This is a genomic window from Pseudoalteromonas sp. NFXS53 (assembly GCF_056629255.1).
This window is the reverse complement of the sequence record NZ_JBWVBR010000012.1, coordinates 91,384-114,794: the sequence shown is the minus strand read 5'-3', so window position 1 is coordinate 114,794 and position 23,411 is coordinate 91,384. Positions and strand designations below refer to the sequence as shown.

Below are 23,411 nucleotides of genomic sequence, written 5' to 3'. Positions count from 1 at the left end.
AAACAGTATCTTTTTTAAACTATTTTTACTTATGAAATCGCCTTTTCTAACCATGGTGCAAGAGCATATGTATCTTCGCCGTTATGCAAAAAGAACCATCGAGTCTTATTTACGATGGATTGCAGCTTATATTCGTTTTCATGATATGCGTCACCCAAGTGTGATGGGAAATATGGAAGTTGAGCTATTTTTAAGTCACCTTGCAAATCAGCAAAATGTTGCACAAGGTACGCAATCTCAGGCGTTAAATGCGCTGGCCTACTTATATAAAGATATTTTAAGTGCTCCACTTTCTTTAGACCTAAACTTTAATAAAAGCCAAAGAGCTCGAAAATTGCCTGTCGTTCTTACAAAAGAGGAAGTCGCTACACTGTTTAAAATGTGTAATACGCGTCATTATTTATCTTGTGCTTTGCTTTATGGCAGTGGATTAAGGCTTATGGAAGCTATGCGTTTACGAGTGCAAGATATTGACTTCGATTATCATTGTATTCGTATCTGGGATGGCAAAGGAGGCAAAAATCGGGTTGTTACATTAGCAAAGGAGTTAGTGCCTCTTTTAACTGCACAAATTCAACAAGTGCAAAGCCACTTAATGCTCGATTTAAAGAATCCATCATTCGATGGAGTTTGGCTGCCGCATCGATTACGTGACAAATATAGAGGTCAAAATAAGAAGCTGAACTGGCAGTATTTATTTCCATCATCAAAACTCAGCCTTGATCCCGAAACAAAGCAATTTAGGCGTCATCATGTTGATGAAAAGCAAGTGCAAAGAGCAGTAAAAAAAGCCGCACAATTAGCAGGTATCACCAAAGCAGTAACGCCACATACTCTGCGTCACTCTTTTGCAACTCATCTATTACAAAGTGGTGCTGATATACGAACCGTTCAAGCGCAACTTGGTCATAGCGACGTTAGAACAACGCAAATTTATACCCATGTTATTCAACAAGGCGGTCAAGGCGTGGTGAGCCCGATGTCACATTTATCGATCCCGAAATAATCTAACTGTGGCTAATTGGTTTACTCATGTATTGATATAAAAGACAGTTTCTTTATAGACTGTCAGAGACATATTTTCAGAATTAGCATCATTAATTGAAGCATTCAAAGAAGGTGTGGGAGAGCTAATTCAATACAACTGACATTGAAAAAGCGCAGTCCGTTGCGCTTGCCCAACACGGGCCAAAATAAACTCAACTCAGTTGAAAAGGGTTGTTTGTATTCGCTTTAAATAATTTAACTTTAAAGCTAGTTATCTAAAGCTGAGACTAGTTACAAGCCCCTAACTTTTTCCAAACCGCCCATTGGCTTGAGTATTGAGCTGGGTTTTGACCGCGCGTCCACCACTTAGCTTCATATAGCTCACCGTTTAAGCTCGCTTTATTACCCGCGGTATACACCTTGTTATTACTCCACTCGGCTACTGCACAATCACTGCTGCCATCAACCACATTGATGGTGTTTGCCTTCGATTGTGTGCTTAACCCCGTTGCATCCGTCGCTACAGCGTAAATGCTCACATTACCTAATTGGTTAGCTGTGAAGCTTGCCGTGTAAGGCTCTTGTGTACTCACGCTCACTTGCTTGCCATTCACAAAGTAAGCAACTTGTTTTAGGTCGCCGTCTTTGTCATTTGCGCTAACAGTGAGTGATAAACGCTCACCAAGTTTTACCGTTTGGCCTTGGCTTGGTGACAACAGTGTCACTTCTGGTGCGGTTGGCGTTGGCTCTTTGCTTTCATTTACCACCACTGTGACAGCTTTGGCAGTTGTCGTTGCACCTTTATCGTCTTTTGCAATGGCGCTAAAGCGGTAGCTACCAGCTTCGTCCGCCTTCCAATTAAATTGATAAGGTGCGCTATTCAAACGCGTTAGTAGCTGTCCGTTAATGGTTACTTCAACTAACTTAACATCGCCGTCACTATCTTTTGCATCAAGGTTAAAGTTAACGCTTTGCCCTTGTTCAACCTCAGTATTGTTTAGTGGGCTGATGAATTGCACGCTCGGCGCTTGATTTGGCTTGTCAGTAACGCCGCCACACTCTAGGCCTTTTTTCCACACGCCCCATGACCCTGAGTTGCTACCTGGGTTTTGATCTCGGTTCCACCATTTAGCTTCATATTCAAAGCCATCAAATGAGACTTTTTGGCCCGACGTATAAACGCGACCGCCCTGCCAAGGTACAGTATTACATTGACTTGGGTCGATTAGGGTAAAGCTAACCGTTTGCGCATCTGCCTTAGCGCCATCGTTGTCTGTTGCACGAGCAGCAACCACGAATTGACCGGTATTGTTTGATGTAAACTTGGTTTCAAATGGCGCTTGTGTGTCAGTTGCATGTAGTTGACCGTTTACAAAAAACTCTACTTTTTCAACACGACCATAATCGTCTTGCGCATTTGCAGTAATGGTCACGTCTGTGCCAACAATAAAGCGCTCGTTTACGTTAGGGCTAGTCAAGGTAATCGTTGGCGCTTTGTTTTCAGTACAAGCAAACACACCCACTTGTTTAAAGGCGTCACCAATGGCTTTGATGTCATACCCTAAGTCTTTTGCAGATGCGGTTACGCCACAGGCAAGTGACTCAAAGTTGCCGTTATAAACCCAGAAGTTTTTGTTGGCGTTGTACATCACTTCATAGGCTTTTTTTACACCCCAGTTAGGCGTATTTGCTAATAAATAGAAAGCTTTATTAAACACACCTGAGCTACTATGAACGCCCATGCCCGGTTTGAATTTATCTGCATGACCAATTGAATGACCATCTTTTTCAGGGTTTGCCATATAACGCAGTGCAGTGCGGTTTTTGAAAATACTTGCGCCAATTAACCAGTCAACTTCACAGCTGCCATCCGGTTTTTGGTTCATGTAACATTCCAGCGCTTCTGAGGTCATATCAGAGAATGCTTCATTCACACCGCCCGACATATTGCTGTAGACCAACTTTGAATTTTGATGTGTCACGCCGTGGCCGATTTCGTGGGCAACAACCCCTAATGATGTGAATGGGTAAACGCCATAATTGGCTAAGTCGCCGTCACCAAAGGTCACTTCTTTACCATTCCAAAAGGCATTCAAATAATCTTCACGATAATGAATACGCATCACCAAATCACCAGTTAGGGCGCGGCTATCGAACCAGTCTTTGAATAGGTCTATGGTGGCTTGGCCATAATACATTGCGTCGTTTAGCGGTGAGTAAGCACCATTCACGCTTTTATGGGTGTTTTCATAGCAAGGAAACTGAAACGTTTCTGTATTTGTCGTGCCGTGCTCCATGTCAATAACACGAATATCTGTGTGCGACATCTCACATTGGCCATTGCCTAGCTCTTTGGCATGAAAATGGGGTTTATCGGTACCATAGTGATGTAGGCCGATCTTTTCATTACCGCCGGGTCCTGAGCCCACTCTGGTGTGGTGCAAGGTTTCAATGCGTTTTAATACCGCACCTGAATGCGCATCAATGGTAAACTCTGGGCGCGTTGGTGCATCTTGTGTTTCAGCCAAAATAGAGACTAAGTAAGCCAGTTTAAGCTCACCATTATGCGGGAATATAATCAGCTCAGCGTGCTCATCAGATGATGAAATAAGTGCTTTAATTTGCTCTTTAGCAAACGCGATTGCTTTATCAGCGTCGATGCTCGGAATAACTGTATCTATGCTTGGCTTTTTGATCACCGAGCCACTAATAGACTTTATTTCGCCCTCAGTTTGAAACCAGGCACTGAACACATTTTTCTCTTCATGGTGAGTGACAATTTCACCACCATAAACACGCACACCTTTATAATATTGGCTGCGACGCAAATGCTTACCATCCGCAGATTTTGTATGTGTTCTAAATTCAAAATCGCTCTGAGACGACGAACTTGCTACTCTAAAAAAACTATCATTTTGCGATAACTGAGATTTTAAGCTGTTTTGTAGCTGTTTGTTGTTATGAAGGCTTACCGGCTCGCTGGCCATTGCAGTCACACTGGTTAATGCACTTGCACCCATGCTTGCAGCCACAAAAAAGGCCACCTTACTCATTTTTAACATTTTTATTCTCTTTTTATGTCTTTATTACTTAACCCGAGATCAGGTTATTTAGGTGCGTCCTTGCACCTAGAATGAACTTAGTTCTGATTAATAATTATTAATGTGATGATTACAGCTTGCGCCATACGCCGCCGTTGCCTGGAGTTTGACCGCGCGTCCACCAGCGAGCTTGGTAAGTTTCGCCGTTATGCTCAACCTTATCGCCACCGGTATAAACTAGGTCGCTACGCCATGCGCGTACTTTACCGTCATCTGGGATGATCTCAGCCCATACACCGCCATTGCTTGGTATTGCACCTTTAGTCCACCAACGTGCACGATATTCAACGCCTTTGTACTTAACCGTATTACCACCTGTGTAAACCTTGTTCGGATCCCACGTTGTGTCATCGTTACCCGGTGGTGTTGGCTCAGTTACCTCAACGTTATTAATGGTTACGTTGAATTCACGTGTCACTGTGTGCTTGCCATCAGTCACTGCAACACTGCCTTTTACCGTTATGGTTTTAGCCACTTCGCCCGCTTTAAGTGTCACACTTGCGCCATTACCAACCACAGTGTGGCCCGGCACGCGCCATGTGTAAGACAGTGCTTTACCTTCAGGATCATTGGCCGTTACGCTCAGTGTTTTTGACGTGTTTTCGTCTAACGTTACGTCAGCAACAGAGCCCACTACTGGCGCTTTGTTTTCAACAACAGGGGCTTTTACAGTCACTTTTACTGAACGATTAACTGTGTTAACGCCGTCGCTCACGCTTAGGTTAACGGTGTAAACTGAGTCCATGGTTACTTTAGGTGCTGCAATGATTACGCTGTCATTTTCAGTCTGAAGATTAAGCGCTGCGTCACCTTGCCAGTTAAAGGTCACCGCTTTGCCTTCTGGATCTGTCGCGGTAGCAGTTAATACATGAACATCACCCGCATTTAGAGTGATCTGCTCAACAAGCGTCACAATTGGGGCTTTGTTTTTCGGTTTAGGCGGCACAACCTCTCCAGCTAACCCTTCGTGCATAGCGTTTAAGATATCGCCGTTATCTGCATCGATTTCCCATGCAAATAAACCAGCTAGATTATGCTCGCGTACATAACGACCTTTGGCACGCACAGAGCGAGGGCTATCATAAGTAACCAATGTGCCCTTTTGACGGTTCCAAACATAAGCGGCTTCTGCTTGTTCATCGTACCCTACTTCAAACCCGTTAATACCTTGCTCGTCTTGACCGATCATGTGGGCTTTTAAGCCTTTATAATCAATCACACCCGCTTCCCAAACGCCTTGTGAGGTTGAGCCTTTCAGCTTGCCATTCGCAGGTGCGGTCATTGGGTTGCCCTCAATTTCAGCATTTTGTGGGTAAACCCCTTCCCAACCACGGCCGTACATAGCAGTACCCACTACCAGCTTGTCGCTTGGTACACCTTGCTTAAGTAGTAATTGGATTGCGTTATCTAAGGTATAAGCAGGGCCTTTTCTTGGCGCGCCGTTTTCGTCAACACCAGTGCCGTTACACTCGTCGGCACTCATGTGAGAGCCACAGTAAATCGCGGTTTGGTGACCTGTTACATTGTTCCAGCCACCGGCGAAGTCGTAAGTCATGGCAAAAATGTAGTCCATGTACTGCGCAGCTTGCTTGTAGTCAACGTCTTCAATTTTGTCGTAACCTGTACCAATGGCAGAGGTTAGTTCAAACTCACGGCCCATTTCGATTTCTAACTCATCAAGCATCTCACGTAGCTCTTTCATTAGAATGATGTACACTTCGCCGTCTTTTTCAGAGCCAAGATCTGGGTTCGCACCATCACCACCTGGGAACTCCCAGTCGATGTCGATACCATCGTAGAACTTCCACGTTTTTAAGAACTCGCGCATTGAGTTAACAAAGGTGTCGCGATTTTCTTTTTTGTCGAAGTCGAAGAATGGATCAGACAGCGTCCAGCCACCTACCGACGGTAAAATCTTCAGATCAGGATTGCGCTTTTTCAGTGCCATAAGCTGCGCGTAAGTACCACGAATTGGATCTTTGCTGCTCACACCCGGCAGTGCTTTCTGTACAGCAGCCCACGGATCGTGAATAACAACTTCGTAATCTTTTGAGCCACCACATGCCAGTTCAAGGGCACGTAAGCTGTTACCGTTTTCAATTTCTGCGAGCGAATCATTTGGACCACACACAGGAATAAAGCCGTAAAGCAGGTGAGTAATGTTATCAGCTGGGATCTGAGTCACATCGAATTTACGACCGTAGATACCCCACTCTACAAAATAAGCACCAACCACCGTATTTGGATCGGTGTCGAACTTTTTATTGTTAGGATTAACATTAAGTTTAAGTGGCTCTAAGTGACCGCCGTCTGTGTCGGCAATGACAATTGGCTTAGACGCAGACATAGCACAGCCGCTAGAGTCACACAATGCAATACGCAGCTGATGACGGCCAGACTTATGATACGGGAAGCGAATAGTGCCGCCTGTGGTACCTGCCGATAAGGTGCCTTCGTTCACCACTTTATCGTCAAAGTATACTTTGTAGCTGTCACCGCCTTTGCCAGACCATGCGTTCCATTCAATTTGAATGTCGACAACATCTTTGGCTTGAATTAGTTGCTTATAAGAGCCACGACCATAGATGTTTACATCAACAAACGAGTAGTTTTGTGGCTTCCAGTTAATGCTTGGCGTCGATGGTGCGGCAAATGATGCTGCACTTGCTAAAGCTGCGCCAACGGCGGCAGCTGTGGTTAAATATTTAAACATGTTGTATTTACCTTACTGAGTATTATTAGAGTTTTTTCCAAACTGAACTTTGGCCCGGTGTTTGACCGCGCGTCCACCAGCGAGCTTGATAGCGCTGACCTTCAAAAGTCACAATGGCGCCACCTTGGTAGGCTTTGTTGGGGTTGTATGAATCGGTATCGTCACCACCGCTTTGGACTAATTCCCAAGCTTGGCTAGAGTCTGGCGCTTGGCCTCGAACCCACCATTTGGCGCGGTAAGTTTTGCCTTTATAAACGGCTGTATTACCCGCGGTATAAACCTTGTTCGCATCCCACGTGTCTTTACCTGTTGGTGGTGTAGGTTCTGGCTTGTCTACTTTGTTCGTAACGTTAATCACTAGCGGCACGGTTTTACTGATAAAGCCGTCTGACACCGTTACTTTGCCGTCAAAACGCGTGTCGGCATCCACTTGCGGCGCAGTCACTGTGATGGTTGAGCCTTGACCTGTAAAACGCACAGCAGTAGGTAGCTGCCAGTCGAAGTTCAACGTTGCTTGCTCGTCATCAAAAGCATGCACATGCAGATGCTTACTTTGCCCTTCTTCTAACGTCAGCGGCGCCGGCGTATGCACAGTTGGTGCGGTATTGGTTGGTTTTTTGTGTACTTTAAGATTAAAGCTGTGCGCCTTATTGCTTAAGAAAACTTGATTGCTCTTGATGTTTTCAGCGTCAAATACAATCTCGCCACTGGCATTTTGCACACCAATGCGGATCAAGCTGTCAAAACCAGATACCAGCATGTTGGCAAATTCAGCCTGCCACTGGTTGGCATTCTCTGCAGTCACATCGAACTTTTCTTGAATAAGCTCGCGGCCATTTTCGTCAAATAGACGTGCCCAAATAGTGTCACCGTTTTGTGCTTCTTGCCCTTGCTTTACAAAGTAGTCAAAGGCAAACCAAGTATCAGGGGCTGGCGTTGAAGCATCATCGCGCTTGATGGTTATATCACTACAGTTGTAGAAACCTTCACCGACCACATCGTCACGTTGCCAGCGGCTATACAAAATTGCATCGCCATCAAAACGCTCCGGTATAGCAACGTCCATCTCGTAGTAACGATGACCATCTGGGGCCATAAAGAAGTCAACATTGTCGTGCGCTTGCACCAGCTCTAAGTCGCCCCATGCCAGTGGCTTATTTTTAAAGTCCACACCCGGCTTAGTTAAATAAAACTGCCAAAAGCTAGGGTTATGTGGCGTGGTTGCACGGTAGCGAATTTTAATTTTGCCTTCGTCATTGGGCATCACTTCGGTTTTTTGCCAATCGGCTGAAGGAATATTCATGCCCGCCTTGCTGGCATTACCTGCCGCACATAGCGTGCCGTCAGGCACATTGGCTTCAACCGCGCTTTGGTTGTTGTAATCTGCGGTATTGACTGCAAACTCATGGCGCTGAATAAGCGGTTCATGTTTTGACTGTAAATACGCTGCACGACATGCAGCATTTGGAATATTAGAGCCATCTTCTGGCCACCAATATCCACCTTGCTCGTGACAAATCGTTTGTCTGGCTTTAGGAAAATCCATATAGCCGTGGGCATTGACTTTGCCAATAAGCCCCGCCCCTAAAGCGACGCCAACGGCGCATAAGGTGAGTTGTTTTTTCATGGTTTACTCGTTTTTGTTATCAATTCCAATTGTTTTACACATGACTTTGCTAACGTCGCAGACTCTATTCAGTCGCAATCTGTCAATCATTCATGTTGAAAACGTTTGATAAAGGAGCGGCCTAACGGCCACTCCTAGTTGGGACCCTGACGGGTTAAAGGCTACATACTTTTTGCCATGCGCCGCCGTCACTTGGTGCACCGTTCGTCCACCACTTGGCTTTGTAAACTGCGCCGTTGTGGATCAGTAGATCTCCCCCGACTGCATGACTTGGCTGACCCGCCCAGTTTGTGCGAGGCCAATTCGGGTAGGTGTTAATGTTGTTTACATTGACACCTTCACAAGTTTTGCCATCTGGTGGGGTATTGTCATCAGTATCACCACCGTTACCACCGCCATTGCCAGTATCAGGTTTAGTCGCAATAGGTAACTCAGGGTATTCAGAGGTGAAGGCATACTTGTTGCCGTCTTTTTCAACCACAAAGTTCACCGGACCTGTAATTGGCATGTAGTACATCACTTGCGCATTCACAGTTTCGCCTGGTTTGAATGACTCAAGCTGACCGCCCCACTGGTTTTTGAAGGTAATTGAGAAACGGTGGAATTCATTCTCAAAACCGCCAATGTTATTGCCTGCGCTATTTGACGCATCGTGCTCTACTGCCATGCCCAGCTTTTTGCGTGCATTCCAGTTCGATTTGAAAATCGGTGAGGTCGACGTAGGGACGTTAAAGGTAATCGTCGCACCTGTCAGATCCAGCTCTGAATTATTAGTAAACGCAAAGGTTGGACTAATTGGGTAGTTTTGGTCGCCAACAGGGAAATCTTTGGCGACAAAACGAATGTCGACGGCTTTTTCTGGTGCAACAAATTCGTTGTCACCTAGGTTAGTGTTGTACGCCATACCACTTTGGTTAAAGGTGTTGTACGCTAAAGACGTCATGGTTGACCCCATGAAGTATTCGCCTTTGTCAGCGTGGTAATCAAAGTCACCAGCCAGCTCCCAGAACATCACCCCGCCTAGGCCCTTTTCAACCACATAGTCGAGTTTGGTTTTCATCGACTCTGTGTCTTCCATTGAAAGGAATACTTTTTTCTCGGCATTGTATAACCAAGGTGCCACAGCCACGTCGTCGTAATGACGCACATAGTCACCTTTAAAAACATCATCTGGATCTGACTCAGGCGTTAGACCATAAACCCCGAGGTAGCTTGGGTTAATACCATGCTCTAGATTTTTAGCATGCCAAAGTGGGTTAGAGCCTGCTGCAACTTCTTGGCCGTTTTCAATGTCGTGCCATAAGTTATCAATACCAATGGCGCCGTTACCACACTTGTTTTTTTCACCAATGCCCGTACCCTTCGGACAATCACTTTGGTTAGGTAGAGGGGCACGACCCCACAGGCCATTTTCTCCACCGCGTACGTCTTTAAAGCCACGGGTATAGTAAGGAATACCAATGTTAATGCGCCCTGCTGGCATAGTGCCGCGGAAGTAATTCACCGCCCAGTCAGTATTGAGATAACCGATGCCACCAAATTCTTTGGTGTTATACACATTCCAGGTTTTAAGCTCTGTGTCTTTACCTGTATCGTACAGTGGCGCATTGTGACCAACGTGATCATTCCACGCACCGTGAAGGTCGTAGGTCATGATGTTTACAAAGTCTAAATACTGAGTAGTTTGGAATGTTTCCATACCGCGTAGTAGGTAGCCTGATGACGGCGCGGCAATGGTTAACATGTAGTGTTTACCGTCTTGCTCACCCGCTTTATCAAGGGCTTCACGTAGGTCTTTCATCAGTACTTGATACGAGTTGTTTAAACCTGCACGACGTGCGTTACTAATAGCAAAGTCTTCTGGGTGACCTGTGTCTTTCATTGATGACGGGTATTCATAATCCACGTCTAAACCATCAAAGTCATAGGTTCTTAAGAACTCAACTGAGCTTTTCACGAACGCATCGATACCGGCTTGGTTAACACTGCCGTCTTCATTGGTGGTCATGGTATAAAAACCACCGCTGTTAACGCGTTTACCCGTTTCGTCAAAGTAACCGCCGGTTTCAGCCCAGCCACCTACCGAGATAAGCGTTTTAACATGCTTATGTTTTTTCTTGTATTTGCTCAGTAAGTTAAAGTGACCTTTGTATGGCAGAGATGGGTCCATTTCTGCACCTTCAACACCCGGCCAAGTCATATTCGTGGCAGCATTGCCTTCGGCATTTGGGTTACCAATACTGATTTCGTTTTTGTCATTTACATGGGCAAACGCATAGTTAATATGGGTGATCTTGTCCCACGGAATATCATCAACTAGGTAACTTGGTTGGCCGTTTTTACCATGGCGCCAACTCGTGAAGTAACCAATCACACGTCTTGGGTGATCGGCCCCCATTTTTTCACGGCCCTCGGTGTCGTAAATATCACAATAGGCTGGCGTCACGCCAGGTGTTTGGTATAAACCCGCTGGGCGACAGTCTTCATGTGACACATCACCGTCATTGGTGTCTTTCACCACAAAGGTGCGGCTGATTATGTCAGACGCTAAACCGTGTTCGTCTTCAGCAACTAGGCTAAATACTTGGCGGCCAGCCGAGGTGGCTTTCCACACAACTTGGTGTTCATTTTCAGTGCTTGTTACAAGCACTTCACCGTTAAGTTTTAGCGTTTGTGTAAGCTTGTCGCCATCTGAGTCGCTGGCTACCAGCGTGAACACAATCTCACTGCCGACTTCTAATTCGCTTGGTAACTGAGCGGCAAGCCTTGCAACAGGCGCATTGTTTTTGTCTTTTGGTGGCTCTGCCGTCACCGTGATCTTACGGCTAACAGAGCGCGCCGTTGCACCGTCATCGTCTAGTGCTACGCCATGGAATTCATGAGTACCCGCTTTGGCTTTCCAAAAGAAAGTATATGGCGCATTACTTAAAACCGTGACCAATGAGTCATTATGGTAAATAGCAACATGTTTAATTACACCATCACTGTCTTGTGCACTAAAGTCGAGCGTGACTTCTTCGTTCTCTTGTACAGATAGGTCTGCCGCCGGCTTAAGTAATTTAACCGATGGCGCTTGGTTTTCTGGCTCAGCAGAGCCACAAGCACCTAGCTTAGTCCACTCTTGCCATTGACCTGAGCGAGCTTTTGGTGAAGAACGGTTCCACCAATTAGCTTTGTAGGCAACATCGTCTTGCTGAACTTGCTGACCACCAGTGTAAACTTTCCCTGACTCCCATAGAGGGATATTTGTACAATCTACAGCGGCAAAAGCGGGTGCACTCAGCATGGCTAACACCAAGGCTGAAGGCTTGAAACCTCTGCGCACTAAATTGAAATGTTTCATATTTTGTTCCTGACTTTAATTATTGTAATTTACACAATCAACTAATTTGAAAATCACTTATTTACCCATTAAGGGGGCAAAAAAAGTCTAGAACACAATTTTTGAATCACAAAACTTTAACATTTGTGATTTTTTGAATTTTAAAAAAGTAGTGATTAGCAATAAAGGATGAGTCAAAAAACAATCAAAAATGACAACATTGTTAAAATACCCATATATAACATGTAGATATAAGTTTTATTGAAGTTATACGCTGAAGAAATAACTGATTAAAAACTACAAAAAATCGTTACCTTTACTTTACGAAACTCACTGAGCATACCAGCTATAAATAATATAAAAAGATTATAAAAATAAATTATTTTAATACTTTAAGTTCAATTTAAACCATGAACTAGTAATTTAACTAAATGGTTTGAAAAGAAGTGCTTAGCCAAAACTGTTAAAAAATTGATATTGATTCTTATTTAACAAGCCAATTTTAATACATTTTCACTATCTTTTTATTGTTAATAATTTCGCAAAAATAAATAAGGGATAACAATACTCTCTCAATTAGTTGAGTTTTTCCAGTTCAGACAAAGTTAAAAAGCAATTCTTTATACTTAAGCAAGTATGTGAAAACACCGATGTTCGAACTTAAAGCTAGCCGCATTTAAGCCAAAACATTAAGAAATTATGCGCAAGTTTTATCTAGTTTTGCAGTGAAGGAATTAAAGGGATCAAGTTAGTAAAACGAAGAACAATGGTTGGGCGCTATTTTTAGAAGGCGAAACCATATCCTCGTTTAGATATGTTAAAAAGCACATTAAAATATAAGAAGAATACATGCCCGCTTAATCTAAGATTTTTACAGATTAAGCAGAGCATGGGGTGTGATTCATAATAAAAAAGGCGTCCTTGCCAAAAGATAAATCTATGCGTTAGCTATATGCCATATCAATCCTCTAAATAAATGACTAAATAAAGAGGATTGGTAATAAAGTTACAGCTTTGTCCATACAGAGCTAGTGCTTGGGTTTTCGCCACGTGTCCACCAGCGCGCTTTGTATTGTGTACCTTCGTACCAAACTAAGTCGCCGCCAACATAAACTGTATTGGCATCCCAAGTTGTTTTACCTGTATCTGCAAGGTTATTGACTGTGACGTTGAAAGTACGAGAAACCGTATTTACACCATCGCTCACACTCACTGTGCCTTGTACTGTTTCAGTTGCAGTCACTTCGTTAGCCGTTAATGTTACTGAGCTACCAGAACCTGTTACTGTATGACCTGGTACTGACCAAGTGTATGTCAGTGCTTGGTTCTCAGGGTCATTTGCAGTTACAGAGAGTGACGTAGATGCTTTTTCGTCAACAGTTACATCAGCAACAGTACCTACGACTGGTGCTTTGTTGTCTGAAGCCGGTGCTTTAACAATCACTTTAACTTGACGGTTTACTTCGTTTTTACCGTCTGACACTTTAAGGCTTAGGGTATAAACGCTGTCTACTGTGACTGCAGGGGCAGCAACAGACACACTTGCGCCATTCGCTGTTAGCGTGAGTGCTGGATCTGCAGACCACTGGAAAGACACCGCTTTACCTTCTGGATCAGTCGCTGTCGCTGAGACAGTAGCAGATTTACCAGAATCGATTGTCACTTCAGAAACAAGGTCAACCACTGGTGCGCGATCTACTGGCGTATCACTTGCACCTAAGCCTTCGTGCATTGCATTTAAGATATCGCCGTTATCTGCATCGATTTCCCATGCAAATAAACCACCTAGGTTATTAGCGCGCACGTATTGGCCTTTTGCCTTTACAGAGCGAGGGCTATCATAAGTGATTAATTTACCTGTACTACGGTTCCACACGTATGCGCCTTGTGCTTGCTCGTCGTAGCCTACTTCAAAGCCATTCACACCCTGCTCGTTGGCACCAATCATGTAAGACTTAACGCCTTTATAGTCAATGACACCCGCTTCCCAAACGCCCTGCGCTTTGGTGCCTGTTAACTTGCCATTACCCGGTGCTGTCATAGGGTTATCTGCAATGGCAGCATTTTGCGGGTAAACACCTTCCCAGCCACGGCCGTACATAGCCGTACCTACGACTAGCTTCTTACTTGGTACACCTTGTTGAAGCAGTAACTTGATTGCATTATCAATTGTGTAAGCAGGGCCTTTACGAGGGTTACCTTGGTCATCAACACCTGTGCCATTACACTCGCCCGCGCTTAGATGTGAACCACAGTAAAGTGCAGTTTGGTGACCAGTTACGTTATTCCAACCACCAAAGAAGTCATAGGTCATCGCGAAGATGTAATCCATGTACTGAGCAGCTTGCTTATAATCAACGTCTTCAATCTTGTCGTAACCTGTACCAATCGCCGAAGATAACTCATATTTACGACCTGTTTCAGCTTCTAGACCATCGAGCATGGCACGTAGCTCTTTCATCAGTGCAACATAAGCTGCACCATCTTCAGGGCTACCTAGGTTAGCATTAGGACCGCCACCACCAGGGAATTCCCAGTCAATGTCGATACCGTCGTAGAATTTCCATGTTGTTAAGAACTCTTTCATTGAGTTAACGAATACGTCACGGTTTGCTTTAACCGTAAAGCCATGGAAAGGGTCTGAAAGTGTCCAACCGCCTACAGAAGGAAGAATTTTAAGATCTGGATTACGTTGCTTAAGCGCCATTAACTGTGCATAAGTACCACGAATTGGGTCTTTACTGTTGATGCCAGGCAATGCTTTTTGTATTGCAGCCCATGGATCATGAATTACGACTTCGTAGTCTTTTGAGTCGCCACATGCAAGTTGAAGCGCACGTAAGCTATTACCATTTTCAATTTCACCTAGTGAGCTATTCTCACCACAGATTGGAATGAAGCCATAAAGAATGTGCGTTAGATTATCGACAGGGATCTTAGTTACATCATAGTCACGACCGTAGATACCCCACTCTACAAAGTAAGCACCAACCACAGTGTCTGTTTGTTTCGGATACGTTTTGTTATTTGGATCAACATTCATAGCCAATGGCGCAAGGTGACCACCATCTGTATCTGCAATGACAATCGGTTTTGCAGCTGACTTAGAACATCCTGTTGCATCACAAAGCTCAACACGTAAATCGTGACGACCAGACTTTGTGTAAGGAAATGAAATCGTGCCACCATTTGAACCTGCTGCTACAGGGCCTTGGTGAACCACTTGATCGTCAAAGTAAACTTTATAAGTGTCGCCTGCAGAGCCAGACCATGCATTCCATTTTATGTTGATCTGGACTTCTTTTTTGGTTTTAACCAGCTGTTTGTATGAACCGCGGCCATCGAGGTTAATTTCAACAAACGAATAGTTTTGCGGCTCCCAATTAAGACTTGGTGTTGCCGGTGCCGCCATCGCTGTTGCTGCGCTCATGGCTGCCGCGACTGCGACTGCTGAAGTTAAAATTTTAAACATAGTTTAGTTCCTTCAATTGTTGTGTTTCCCGCCACGTTTCGACACTGAATGAGTTAACAAGCACAAAAGTCGTGATGCGCACGCACATCTCTCATTCGTATTTGCTTGTCAAAAACGAGCATCTCAGCGCTTTGGGTCGTTCTAATGGTTATTAAAGTTGTTTCCTTATGTTGTTTGAGCTCGGGCATTGCCCTTGCGTCTAACAACATGCTTTATAATTTTTCTTTCATAACTCTCTGTGGTTTTGTCTAAGAAAGCTGTATTTCTCACAGACGTCTTAATTACCAGCAGACTTTGTGAATAACTCCCACGCTTGAGAGTTATCAGGTTTTTGGCCTCTTACCCACCATTTGGCACGATACGTTTTGCCTTTATAAATAGCGGTTTGACCTGCGGTATAGACCTTGTCAGCGCGCCATGTATCTTTTGAACCATCAGGTGGTGTCGTGGCTTTATTTTTCACATTGACAGTCAATGGCACTGTTTTACTAAACTCACCATCTGATACGGTGACTGAACCTGTAAATTGCTGATCGGCAGTCACTTCTGGCGCATTCACTGTGATGGTTGAGCCACTGCCAGTAAACGTTAGCGGTGCCGGTAAGTCCCAAACAAAACTAAGTGTTGGCTGCTCATCATCAAAGGCATGCACATGAAGATGGGCACTGCTATTTTCGTCCAGTGTCAGTGCCGATGGAGTATGTACCGTAGGCGGTGTATTTTTAGGTGACGCGACAATAGATAAATTAAAGGTGTGGTTTTTATCCGTTACAAACACTTGGTTTGAAAGCAAATTTTGACCATCAAATTGCACATTTCCTTGCGCATCTTTGATACCAATTTGGATCAATTGGGCAAAGTCTAGGCTGACTTGCTCTGCCAATTGTTGCTGCCAATTAGGCATATCAGCGGCAACTTTTAATTGTTGCTGAATAAGCTCTTGACCGTTCACATCAAATAAACGCAACCAAACTGTATCGCCAGCATTAGCTTCTTGCCCTTGTTTGATGAAATAACCCGCCGCATGCCATTCAATTGGATTAGGATCTGTGACTCGTTCAATGGTAATGTCAGAGCAGTTATAAAAGCCCTCACCCACTACATCGTTACGCTGCCAGCGACTGAATAAAATGGCTTCACCATTGAACTTCTCAGGAATAGCCACATCCATTTCGTAATAACGCTTACCATCTGGTGCGACAAAGAAGTCCACGTTGCCATGCTCTTGAACAAGCTCTACATCAGCCCAATTGAGTGGTTGTGCGTGAATATCAACGCCAGGTTTTGAAATATAAAATTGCCAAAAACTTGGGTTGTGAGGTGTGGTAGCGCGGTAGCGAATTTTAATGGTGCCATTTGCATTAGGTTTAACAACAGTTCGCTGCCAATCCACTGAAGGTGTGTTGATACCGATTTTATTTACATCGCCACCTGAGCATAATTCGCCATCTGGCACAGCCGCTTCAACTGCCGCTTGATTTAAGTAATCAGGTACATTAGCTGCAAACTCATGTAGTTGTATAAATTGTACTTGCCCACTTTTTAGGTAAGCTGCACGACAGGCAGTATTTGGAATATTGCTGCCATCTTTTGGCCACCAAAATCCACCTTGTTCTTCACAGATTGCCTGTCTCGCTTTTGGGCTGTCCATGTAACCATGGGCTGAAACAGAGTCAGCAAACCCTAGGCCCATTGCCATAGCAATAGCCGATAACATTATTTTTTTCATGATAGTTCCTTGGGGCTGGCAAGCAGCCCCTTAGATTTCTGGTTAAATAATTTCTAGTTAAAGGTTTGGCTTACAAAGCACACACTTTTTTCCAATCGCCGCCTTCAACAGGCTCTTTCGATGTCCACCAATTTGCTTGGAAAACAACTTGGTTGTGTATGATGTAATCGCCTGCGTTGGCGTGGCTTGGGTTACCCGCCCAATCAGTCCGTGGCCAGTTCGGATAAGTGTTAATGGTGGTTACATCAACGCCATTACACGTACCATTTCCTGGGTCACCGTTACCTGGATTACCTGTATCTGGCTTAGTCGCGATTGGTAGTTTTGGATACTCGCTAGCAAACGCATACGAGGCACCATCTTTTTCAATAGTGAAGTTAACCGGACCGGTAATTGGCATATAGTAAAGTACTTGCGCATTCACGGTTTCACCCGGCTTAAATGACTCAGCTGCACCGCCCCACTCATTGGTTAGTGTGATTGAAGCTCGGTGGAATTCATTCTCAAACCCACCAATATTATTACCCGCGGCATTAGAGTTATTCGTATCAATCTTGATACCTAACTTCTTCTGCGCATTCCAATCTGACTTAAAGATTGCAGAGGTAGAGACTGGAATATTGAATGAAATCGTAGCACCAGATAAATCAATTTGTGAGTTGTTAGTGAACGCGAACGTTGGACGAATTGGGTAATTATCATCGCCAACAGGAAAGTTCTTCGCCTCAAACTTAATATCGACCGCTTTCGCTGCTGGTACAAATGCACCGTCACCTAAGTGTGCACCGTATGGAGTTGATGCTTGGTTGAAAGTGTCATAAGCAAGACGCGTCATAGTGCTCCCCATGAAGTACTCGCCTTTTTGCGTATCGTAATCAAAGTCACCTGCAAGTTCCCAGAACATTACACCGCCAAGCTCTTTATTGACCACATAATCAAGCTTAGTCTTCATTGACTCTTCATCTTCAATCGATAAAAACACTTTCTTTTCTGCATTGAATAGCCAAGGCGCAATGGCAACGCTGTCATAGTGGCGCGTATAAGTACCCACCATTTTGTCTTCAGGGTTATTTACCGGATCTAGACCATAAACACCTAAGTAGCTTGGCGTGATGCCATTTTGTAGGTTTTTAACGTGCCACAGCGGGTTACTACCTGCAGGTACTTCAATGCCATCAACGGTGTCATGCCATAAGTTATCGATACCAACCGCACCATTACCACACTTGTTCTTCTCACCAACACCTGTGCCCGGCGCGCAATCAGCTTGGTTTGGTAACGCTGCACGACCCCAAAGGCCATTTTCTCCACCCTGCACATCTCTAAAACCACGAGTGTAATAAGGCAGACCGATATTGATACGACCTGCTGGTAACGCACCTCTGAAGTAAGTCGCTGCCCAATCAGTGTTTAAGTAACCAATACCTTCAAATTCTTTAGTGCCATACACATTCCACTGCGCCAGTTCAGAATCTTTACCTGTATCGTAAAGCGCTGCGTTATGACCAACATGATCGTTCCATGCACCATGTAAGTCATAAGACATGATGTTCACAAAATCTAAATATTTAGCCGTTTGGAATGTTTCCATACCACGCAGTAAGTAACCAGAAGATGGTGATGCAATAGTAAGCATATAGTGTGTATTATCTGCCGCACTTGCCGCATCTAGTGCTTCACGAAGTTTACGCATTAACACATCGTAAGAGGCATTTAGACCAGCACGACGGGCATTACTAATTGGGAAGTCATCAGGGTGACCTGAGTCTTTCATTGATGAAGGATATTCGTAGTCAATGTCTACACCATCAAAACCATACTCACGGATGAATTTAACCGCACTTGCTACGAATGCGTCGATACCAGCATGGTTTACACTGCCATCAGCATTCGTAGTCATAGTATAGAAACCACCACTGTTCACACGATTACCATTTGAATCGAAGAAACCACCTGTTTCAGCCCAACCGCCAACAGAGATCATCGTCTTCACATCAGGGTGTAGCTTTTTGTATTTATTTAATAAGTTGAAATGACCTTTGTACGGTAGGCTTGGGTCCATCTCTGCGCCTTCAACACCCGGCCAAGTCATGTTGGTAGCTGCGTTGCCTGCTGCATTTGGATCGCCGATGCTTAATTCATTCGCCGCATTGACGTGTGCAAACGCATAGTTGATGTGGGTGATTTTATCCCAAGGAATGTCTTTTACTAGATAGCTTGGTTGACCGTTCGCGCCATTTCTCCAACTTGTGAAGTAACCAATAACACGACGTGGGTGATCCGCCCCCATTTTCTCGCGGCCTTCTGTATCATAAATATCACAGTAAGCAGGTTGTACACCTTGCGCTTGATATAGACCTGCTGGACGACAGTTTTCATGACCTGTAATTGGGTCGCCTTTTTCTTTGACGATGTAAACCCGCTCAACAGGTGTTGCTGCAAGGCCCAGCTCATCTTTAGCAGTCAGCGTGAATGTATAAGTACCTGCAACTGTTGGTGCCCAAACATATTGCTCCGACCCTTTTGTGCTATTTACAACCACTTCACCGTTGACGGTCAGTGTTTGCGTAACTGCATGACCATCAGCATCTGACGCACTCAGGTTAAATGTTACTTGCGAGCCGACTTCTAACTCTGATGGCAAGGTCGCAGCTAAACTCACAACCGGAGCTCGGTTCTCGTTTGATTTCTTCTGAACTGTCACAGAATGACGTGCCGACTCCGTTCGCGCCCCGTCATCATCTTGTGCAATCGCATAAAATACATGTTCTCCAAACACTGCCGTCCAATTAAATTCAAACGGTGCAGTATTGAGGGTAGTTAGTAATTGACCGTCTAGATAGACTTCAACATGCTTAACTTGACCGTCGATATCACTGGCTTCGGCCAAAATGGCAACGCTGTCATTTTCGTTCAACAAATTGCCATTAGCAGGGCTTAATAAAGTTACCTTAGGCGTTTCATTAACTGGCACATCTGTTTGGCAGTTACCTAATTTAGTCCACTCCTGCCAATCACCTGAGCGTAATTTAGGTTCTGCTTTGTTCCACCAATTAGACTTATAAGCTACTTTATCTTGCTGAGCTTGCATGCCCTCTGGGTAAGCTTTACCAGCTTCCCACTGAGGAATATTTGTACAATCCACACTTGCAAAGGCAGGTGCGCTGAGTATCGCTAAAACCAATGCCGAAGGTTTAAAACCTTTTCGCATCAAATTCAAATCCTTCATAACTTGTTCCTGATTAAATCTGTTGTATTTTTTTAACTAAATTAACTTATAAGCTACAGATGTACCCGTTAACGGATCGAAATCAGTCTAGAACATAAATTTAAAATTACAAAGTTTTAACATTGTGACATTTTCACGCTTAAGAAATAAACAGCAGTAGAGTTAAAACTGCACAAAAAGCGTTCGAATATGAAGGTTGTATGAAATTTTCTATATTTTACATAGGCATATACTAAAGTCTCATTAAGAAAAATATGGATTTCCCATAATCAGAGACGCTTCGTTTTGAATAAAAAGCTTTACAGATTAGAGTTGTAAGACCAGTAGGGATAGCTTTAACACAAACAACAAAAACAAATAATTTCAGTAATTTATATAATTTATTGAAAAACAAGCTCAGAAAAAGTCGAACACAGTAAGTATTTTATTTTCCGATAAAATGTAACAAAAGAAGTTAAAGCTCTAATCAATTCATTGATAAGCACTAAAAAAACCATTTAATTGCCAATTCAACAATATTTACAACCTAAACCCTTTCATCTGCTGCTTCAAATTATCGATAAACAACCTTGTCTTTAAAGGCGTAAAGCTTGTTTTAGGATAATACGCCCACAAACGATTCACTTCGCTTTTTATGTTTGGTAAAACAGGCGCTAACACGCCCATATCCAGCTCTCTCTCTACATAGTTTGGAGAAATGAATATTAGACCCATGCCTTGTATGGCGGCTTTCAAAATTGCATCAAGATTTTCTGATACAAAGTTATAGTTTGAGAAAGCGACGAACTCGCCGTTTTCTAGCAAAATACCGCCCTTTTGCTGGTAATAATTATTGAGCAACATCTTATGCTGAGCTAGGTCTTCTACTGTATTAATGGGTGGGTGTTTTTCTAAATAGCTTGGTGCGGCGAACACACTCATTTGATAATCAATTAAGTGCGTGCCTTTGTGTGACACTGAATCAAATTCTTCATGATAGCGAGTGATCACTAAGTCATGACTTAAATCTGGATCATTACCTGGAATAAGCACGTTTAATTGCACTGACATTTTTGGATATTTTTGTAAAAACCGTTCTATATTTGGCATTAACAATGAGCTACCAACAGCTTGTGTTGCCGCGACTTTTAGTACGCCTTGTGGCTCTTCGTGGGCACTTTTTACTGACTCCAGCATGGCATCAAATTGCTCAAGCCAAGGTGAAGCTTTTTGTAAAAAGCCTTGTCCTGATTCGGTTAGGCTTACTTGTCGAGTGGTTCTCACAAATAAACTGGTTGCTAATTGCTTCTCTAACCAATCAATTCGTTTACTCATCGCTGAAGCAGAAATACCTTGCTGTTCGGCAGCTGATGTAAAACTGTTTGTTTTGGCGACAAGCTCAAAGCTTTTAACTGCTGATAGCCAATCCATTTATTATTTCCTGTTAGGAATTAGTATTTTTATTATTACCCTATTTTTAAGAAAGTAAAAAGCCAGTATTTTGTGCGTCTGCTCATTTTATAAGAAAAGTTATGTCCTCTATTGTGTTCCTTGCGGTGCTATTGATGTCTTGCTCTCAGTTTGCAAGCCAGCTTTATATGCCTGTTTTGCCAGACATAGCTACAGATCTGGCTTTAAGTTCCAGTGCCAGCCAAGCAGTGATCGTGAGCTTTTTCATCACGCTTGGGCTAACCCAGTTAATTGCCGGGCCTCTTCGAGATAAATATGGTGACAGACAAATCCTAATTATTGGGCAGCTCATTTTAGTAGCAGGCACGTTAATATGTGGTTTTGCGGAGTCAAATTGGCAATTTCTGCTAGGCCGAGTTTTACAAGGGATAGGCTCAGCTTCGCCAGTTTTGATCAGTCGAACCTTGTTAGCGCAGTATTTAACTGGTGCGAAATTGAAAAGTGCGATGGCAAGCCTTGCAATGGCAGCGTCGATCACAGCAATACTTTCGCCCATGATTGCAGGCACACTCGCGCAACTTATTAATTGGCAGGGCTTGTCTTTTATCATGGTGCTACATTTTGCACTGGTGTTGTGGCTGGGCTTTGTGATCCTTCCTAAATCACAAAAAAACAATGCTCACTCTATTAGACCTCGAGCGTTGGCGAGTTTATATAAATCACTGTTACAAGATAAAAATTTAATCTTATTGGCTAATTTTAAGTGGTTACCTACTTACTTATATTTAACCATTCAGCTTTATTTGCCCTTTTATTTACAAGCGCAATTTCAGTTTAATACCGAGCAAATAGGCTACGCCATGATGCTACCAATGGCGGGCTTGCTAGTAGGGTCTTCTTTAGCAAAAATAATGCAAAAGCGTATGAGCTATATGAAAATCGTCAAATTGTTATGGCCTGCGCTGCCAATAGCTGCGTTTATTTTCGAGTTTAGCCATATAAGTGCGTTGGTAATGCTATTTGCTTACACACTCATCATGATGGTGTTTGGCGCATATTTTCCAAGTTATATGCACATCATTGGCTTATTACAACCAGAAAAAGCCGGCTCAGCCAATGCACTAGTTGGGGCGATAGAGTTATTATTTTTCACGGCTTTAGCTTGGCTGACCAATGTTATTTTATTTAGCAGCCAACACATATTGCCCCTTATCGTGCTAACTTGTTCAATGGTTTTATGGCTTTGCTGGAAAAAACTATCATTAAACCTAACCCTATGTGAGAGATAAAGATAAATGGAATTCACAACAAAAAGACTGATCATTCGCAGACTTAAAGTCTCTGATTTAGAGGCGGTATTAGCGCATAGAAGCGATCCATTTACCTCCCGCTATATTGGCAAACCTGCCACCCTTGCTGATGCGCAAGCGCGTATCGCACAAGCTCAACTGCCTTGGGAAGGCATAGAAGGTGAAAGGCTCATACTTGCGATTGAATGTAAACAAAGCGGCCTTTTGCTTGGTGAGCTGATGTTCAAGTTTGTTTCTATAGAACATCAATGCGGCGAAATAGGATACCGTTTAGCCAGTCAATACCATGGTAAAGGCTATGCGTTTGAGGCCGCAAGCGCTTTAATCAAAGAAGTATTTACTCAGTTTGAACTTAACAAGCTTAATGCGATTTGCGCCGTTGATAATATTGCGTCGTGGAAACTTATGGAAAAGCTGGGAATGAAAAGAGAAGGCAGGCTCAGAAGTTATATGACCCTTCCCTCAGGTACAACGGACTGCTTTACCTATGGTGTGTTAAAGCATGAAGTTATGTAGCCCTAGGGCTTATGCC

The 23,411-nt window shown here is 43.7% G+C and carries 11 protein-coding genes; 3 read left to right on the top strand and 8 right to left on the bottom strand.

Annotation, left to right across the window (positions count from 1 at the left end; translation table 11 throughout):
* The first annotated feature begins 31 nt into the window (after positions 1–31).
* Complete coding sequence (locus AC1HJP_RS13725) at positions 32–1,006, top strand: integron integrase (RefSeq protein WP_480362315.1); 975 nt, start codon at positions 32–34, stop codon at positions 1,004–1,006.
* 268 nt (positions 1,007–1,274) lie between these two features.
* Here AC1HJP_RS13725 and AC1HJP_RS13720 read toward each other — a convergent pair whose 3' ends face one another.
* The 8 genes from AC1HJP_RS13720 to AC1HJP_RS13685 all read right to left on the bottom strand — a co-directional run bounded on the left by AC1HJP_RS13720 (position 1,275) and on the right by AC1HJP_RS13685 (position 21,590).
* Positions 1,275–4,049 (bottom strand): Ig-like domain-containing protein, encoded by a 2,775-nt coding sequence (locus tag AC1HJP_RS13720; RefSeq protein WP_480362314.1) that lies wholly within the window; start codon positions 4,047–4,049, stop codon positions 1,275–1,277.
* Positions 4,050–4,158: 109 nt separating this feature from the next.
* Entirely contained in the window at positions 4,159–6,801 is a 2,643-nt protein-coding gene (locus AC1HJP_RS13715; RefSeq protein ID WP_480362313.1) for a glycosyl hydrolase family 18 protein, read from the bottom strand.
* A gap of 25 nt (positions 6,802–6,826) precedes the next feature.
* Entirely contained in the window at positions 6,827–8,428 is a 1,602-nt protein-coding gene (locus tag AC1HJP_RS13710; protein WP_480362312.1) for a lytic polysaccharide monooxygenase, read from the bottom strand.
* A 154-nt stretch (positions 8,429–8,582) separates the two neighbouring features.
* Positions 8,583–11,771, bottom strand: a complete 3,189-nt coding sequence (locus AC1HJP_RS13705; RefSeq protein WP_480362311.1) for a glycosyl hydrolase family 18 protein — start codon at positions 11,769–11,771, stop codon at positions 8,583–8,585.
* 985 nt (positions 11,772–12,756) lie between these two features.
* On the bottom strand, positions 12,757–15,222 hold the full coding sequence (locus AC1HJP_RS13700; RefSeq protein ID WP_480362310.1) for a glycosyl hydrolase family 18 protein: 2,466 nt from the start codon (positions 15,220–15,222) through the stop codon (positions 12,757–12,759).
* A gap of 277 nt (positions 15,223–15,499) precedes the next feature.
* Entirely contained in the window at positions 15,500–16,951 is a 1,452-nt protein-coding gene (locus AC1HJP_RS13695; protein WP_480362309.1) for a lytic polysaccharide monooxygenase, read from the bottom strand.
* Between the two features lie 70 nt (positions 16,952–17,021).
* Positions 17,022–20,180 carry a glycosyl hydrolase family 18 protein gene (locus AC1HJP_RS13690; RefSeq protein ID WP_480362308.1) on the bottom strand — a complete coding sequence of 1,053 codons (3,159 nt, stop codon included), beginning with the start codon at positions 20,178–20,180 and terminating at the stop codon, positions 17,022–17,024.
* A 519-nt stretch (positions 20,181–20,699) separates the two neighbouring features.
* Positions 20,700–21,590 carry a LysR family transcriptional regulator gene (locus tag AC1HJP_RS13685; RefSeq protein WP_404396022.1) on the bottom strand — a complete coding sequence of 297 codons (891 nt, stop codon included), beginning with the start codon at positions 21,588–21,590 and terminating at the stop codon, positions 20,700–20,702.
* A gap of 101 nt (positions 21,591–21,691) precedes the next feature.
* Between AC1HJP_RS13685 and AC1HJP_RS13680 the strand changes: the two genes are divergently transcribed.
* Both AC1HJP_RS13680 and AC1HJP_RS13675 read left to right on the top strand, forming a co-directional pair.
* On the top strand, positions 21,692–22,858 hold the full coding sequence (locus AC1HJP_RS13680; RefSeq protein WP_480362307.1) for an MFS transporter: 1,167 nt from the start codon (positions 21,692–21,694) through the stop codon (positions 22,856–22,858).
* Between the two features lie 6 nt (positions 22,859–22,864).
* Positions 22,865–23,395 (top strand): GNAT family N-acetyltransferase, encoded by a 531-nt coding sequence (locus AC1HJP_RS13675; RefSeq protein WP_480362306.1) that lies wholly within the window; start codon positions 22,865–22,867, stop codon positions 23,393–23,395.
* The last annotated feature ends 16 nt before the right edge of the window (positions 23,396–23,411 follow it).

What these genes read in the sequence shown, in the direction of transcription:
- AC1HJP_RS13725 (WP_480362315.1), top strand. Translation starts at nt 32, where the DNA reads ATGAAATCGCCTTTTCTAACCATGGTGCAAGAGCATATGTATCTTCGC.
- AC1HJP_RS13720 (WP_480362314.1), bottom strand. Translation starts at nt 4,049, where the DNA reads ATGTTAAAAATGAGTAAGGTGGCCTTTTTTGTGGCTGCAAGCATGGGT.
- AC1HJP_RS13715 (WP_480362313.1), bottom strand. Translation starts at nt 6,801, where the DNA reads ATGTTTAAATATTTAACCACAGCTGCCGCCGTTGGCGCAGCTTTAGCA.
- AC1HJP_RS13710 (WP_480362312.1), bottom strand. Translation starts at nt 8,428, where the DNA reads ATGAAAAAACAACTCACCTTATGCGCCGTTGGCGTCGCTTTAGGGGCG.
- AC1HJP_RS13705 (WP_480362311.1), bottom strand. Translation starts at nt 11,771, where the DNA reads ATGAAACATTTCAATTTAGTGCGCAGAGGTTTCAAGCCTTCAGCCTTG.
- AC1HJP_RS13700 (WP_480362310.1), bottom strand. Translation starts at nt 15,222, where the DNA reads ATGTTTAAAATTTTAACTTCAGCAGTCGCAGTCGCGGCAGCCATGAGC.
- AC1HJP_RS13695 (WP_480362309.1), bottom strand. Translation starts at nt 16,951, where the DNA reads ATGAAAAAAATAATGTTATCGGCTATTGCTATGGCAATGGGCCTAGGG.
- AC1HJP_RS13690 (WP_480362308.1), bottom strand. Translation starts at nt 20,180, where the DNA reads ATGAAGGATTTGAATTTGATGCGAAAAGGTTTTAAACCTTCGGCATTG.
- AC1HJP_RS13685 (WP_404396022.1), bottom strand. Translation starts at nt 21,590, where the DNA reads ATGGATTGGCTATCAGCAGTTAAAAGCTTTGAGCTTGTCGCCAAAACA.
- AC1HJP_RS13680 (WP_480362307.1), top strand. Translation starts at nt 21,692, where the DNA reads ATGTCCTCTATTGTGTTCCTTGCGGTGCTATTGATGTCTTGCTCTCAG.
- AC1HJP_RS13675 (WP_480362306.1), top strand. Translation starts at nt 22,865, where the DNA reads ATGGAATTCACAACAAAAAGACTGATCATTCGCAGACTTAAAGTCTCT.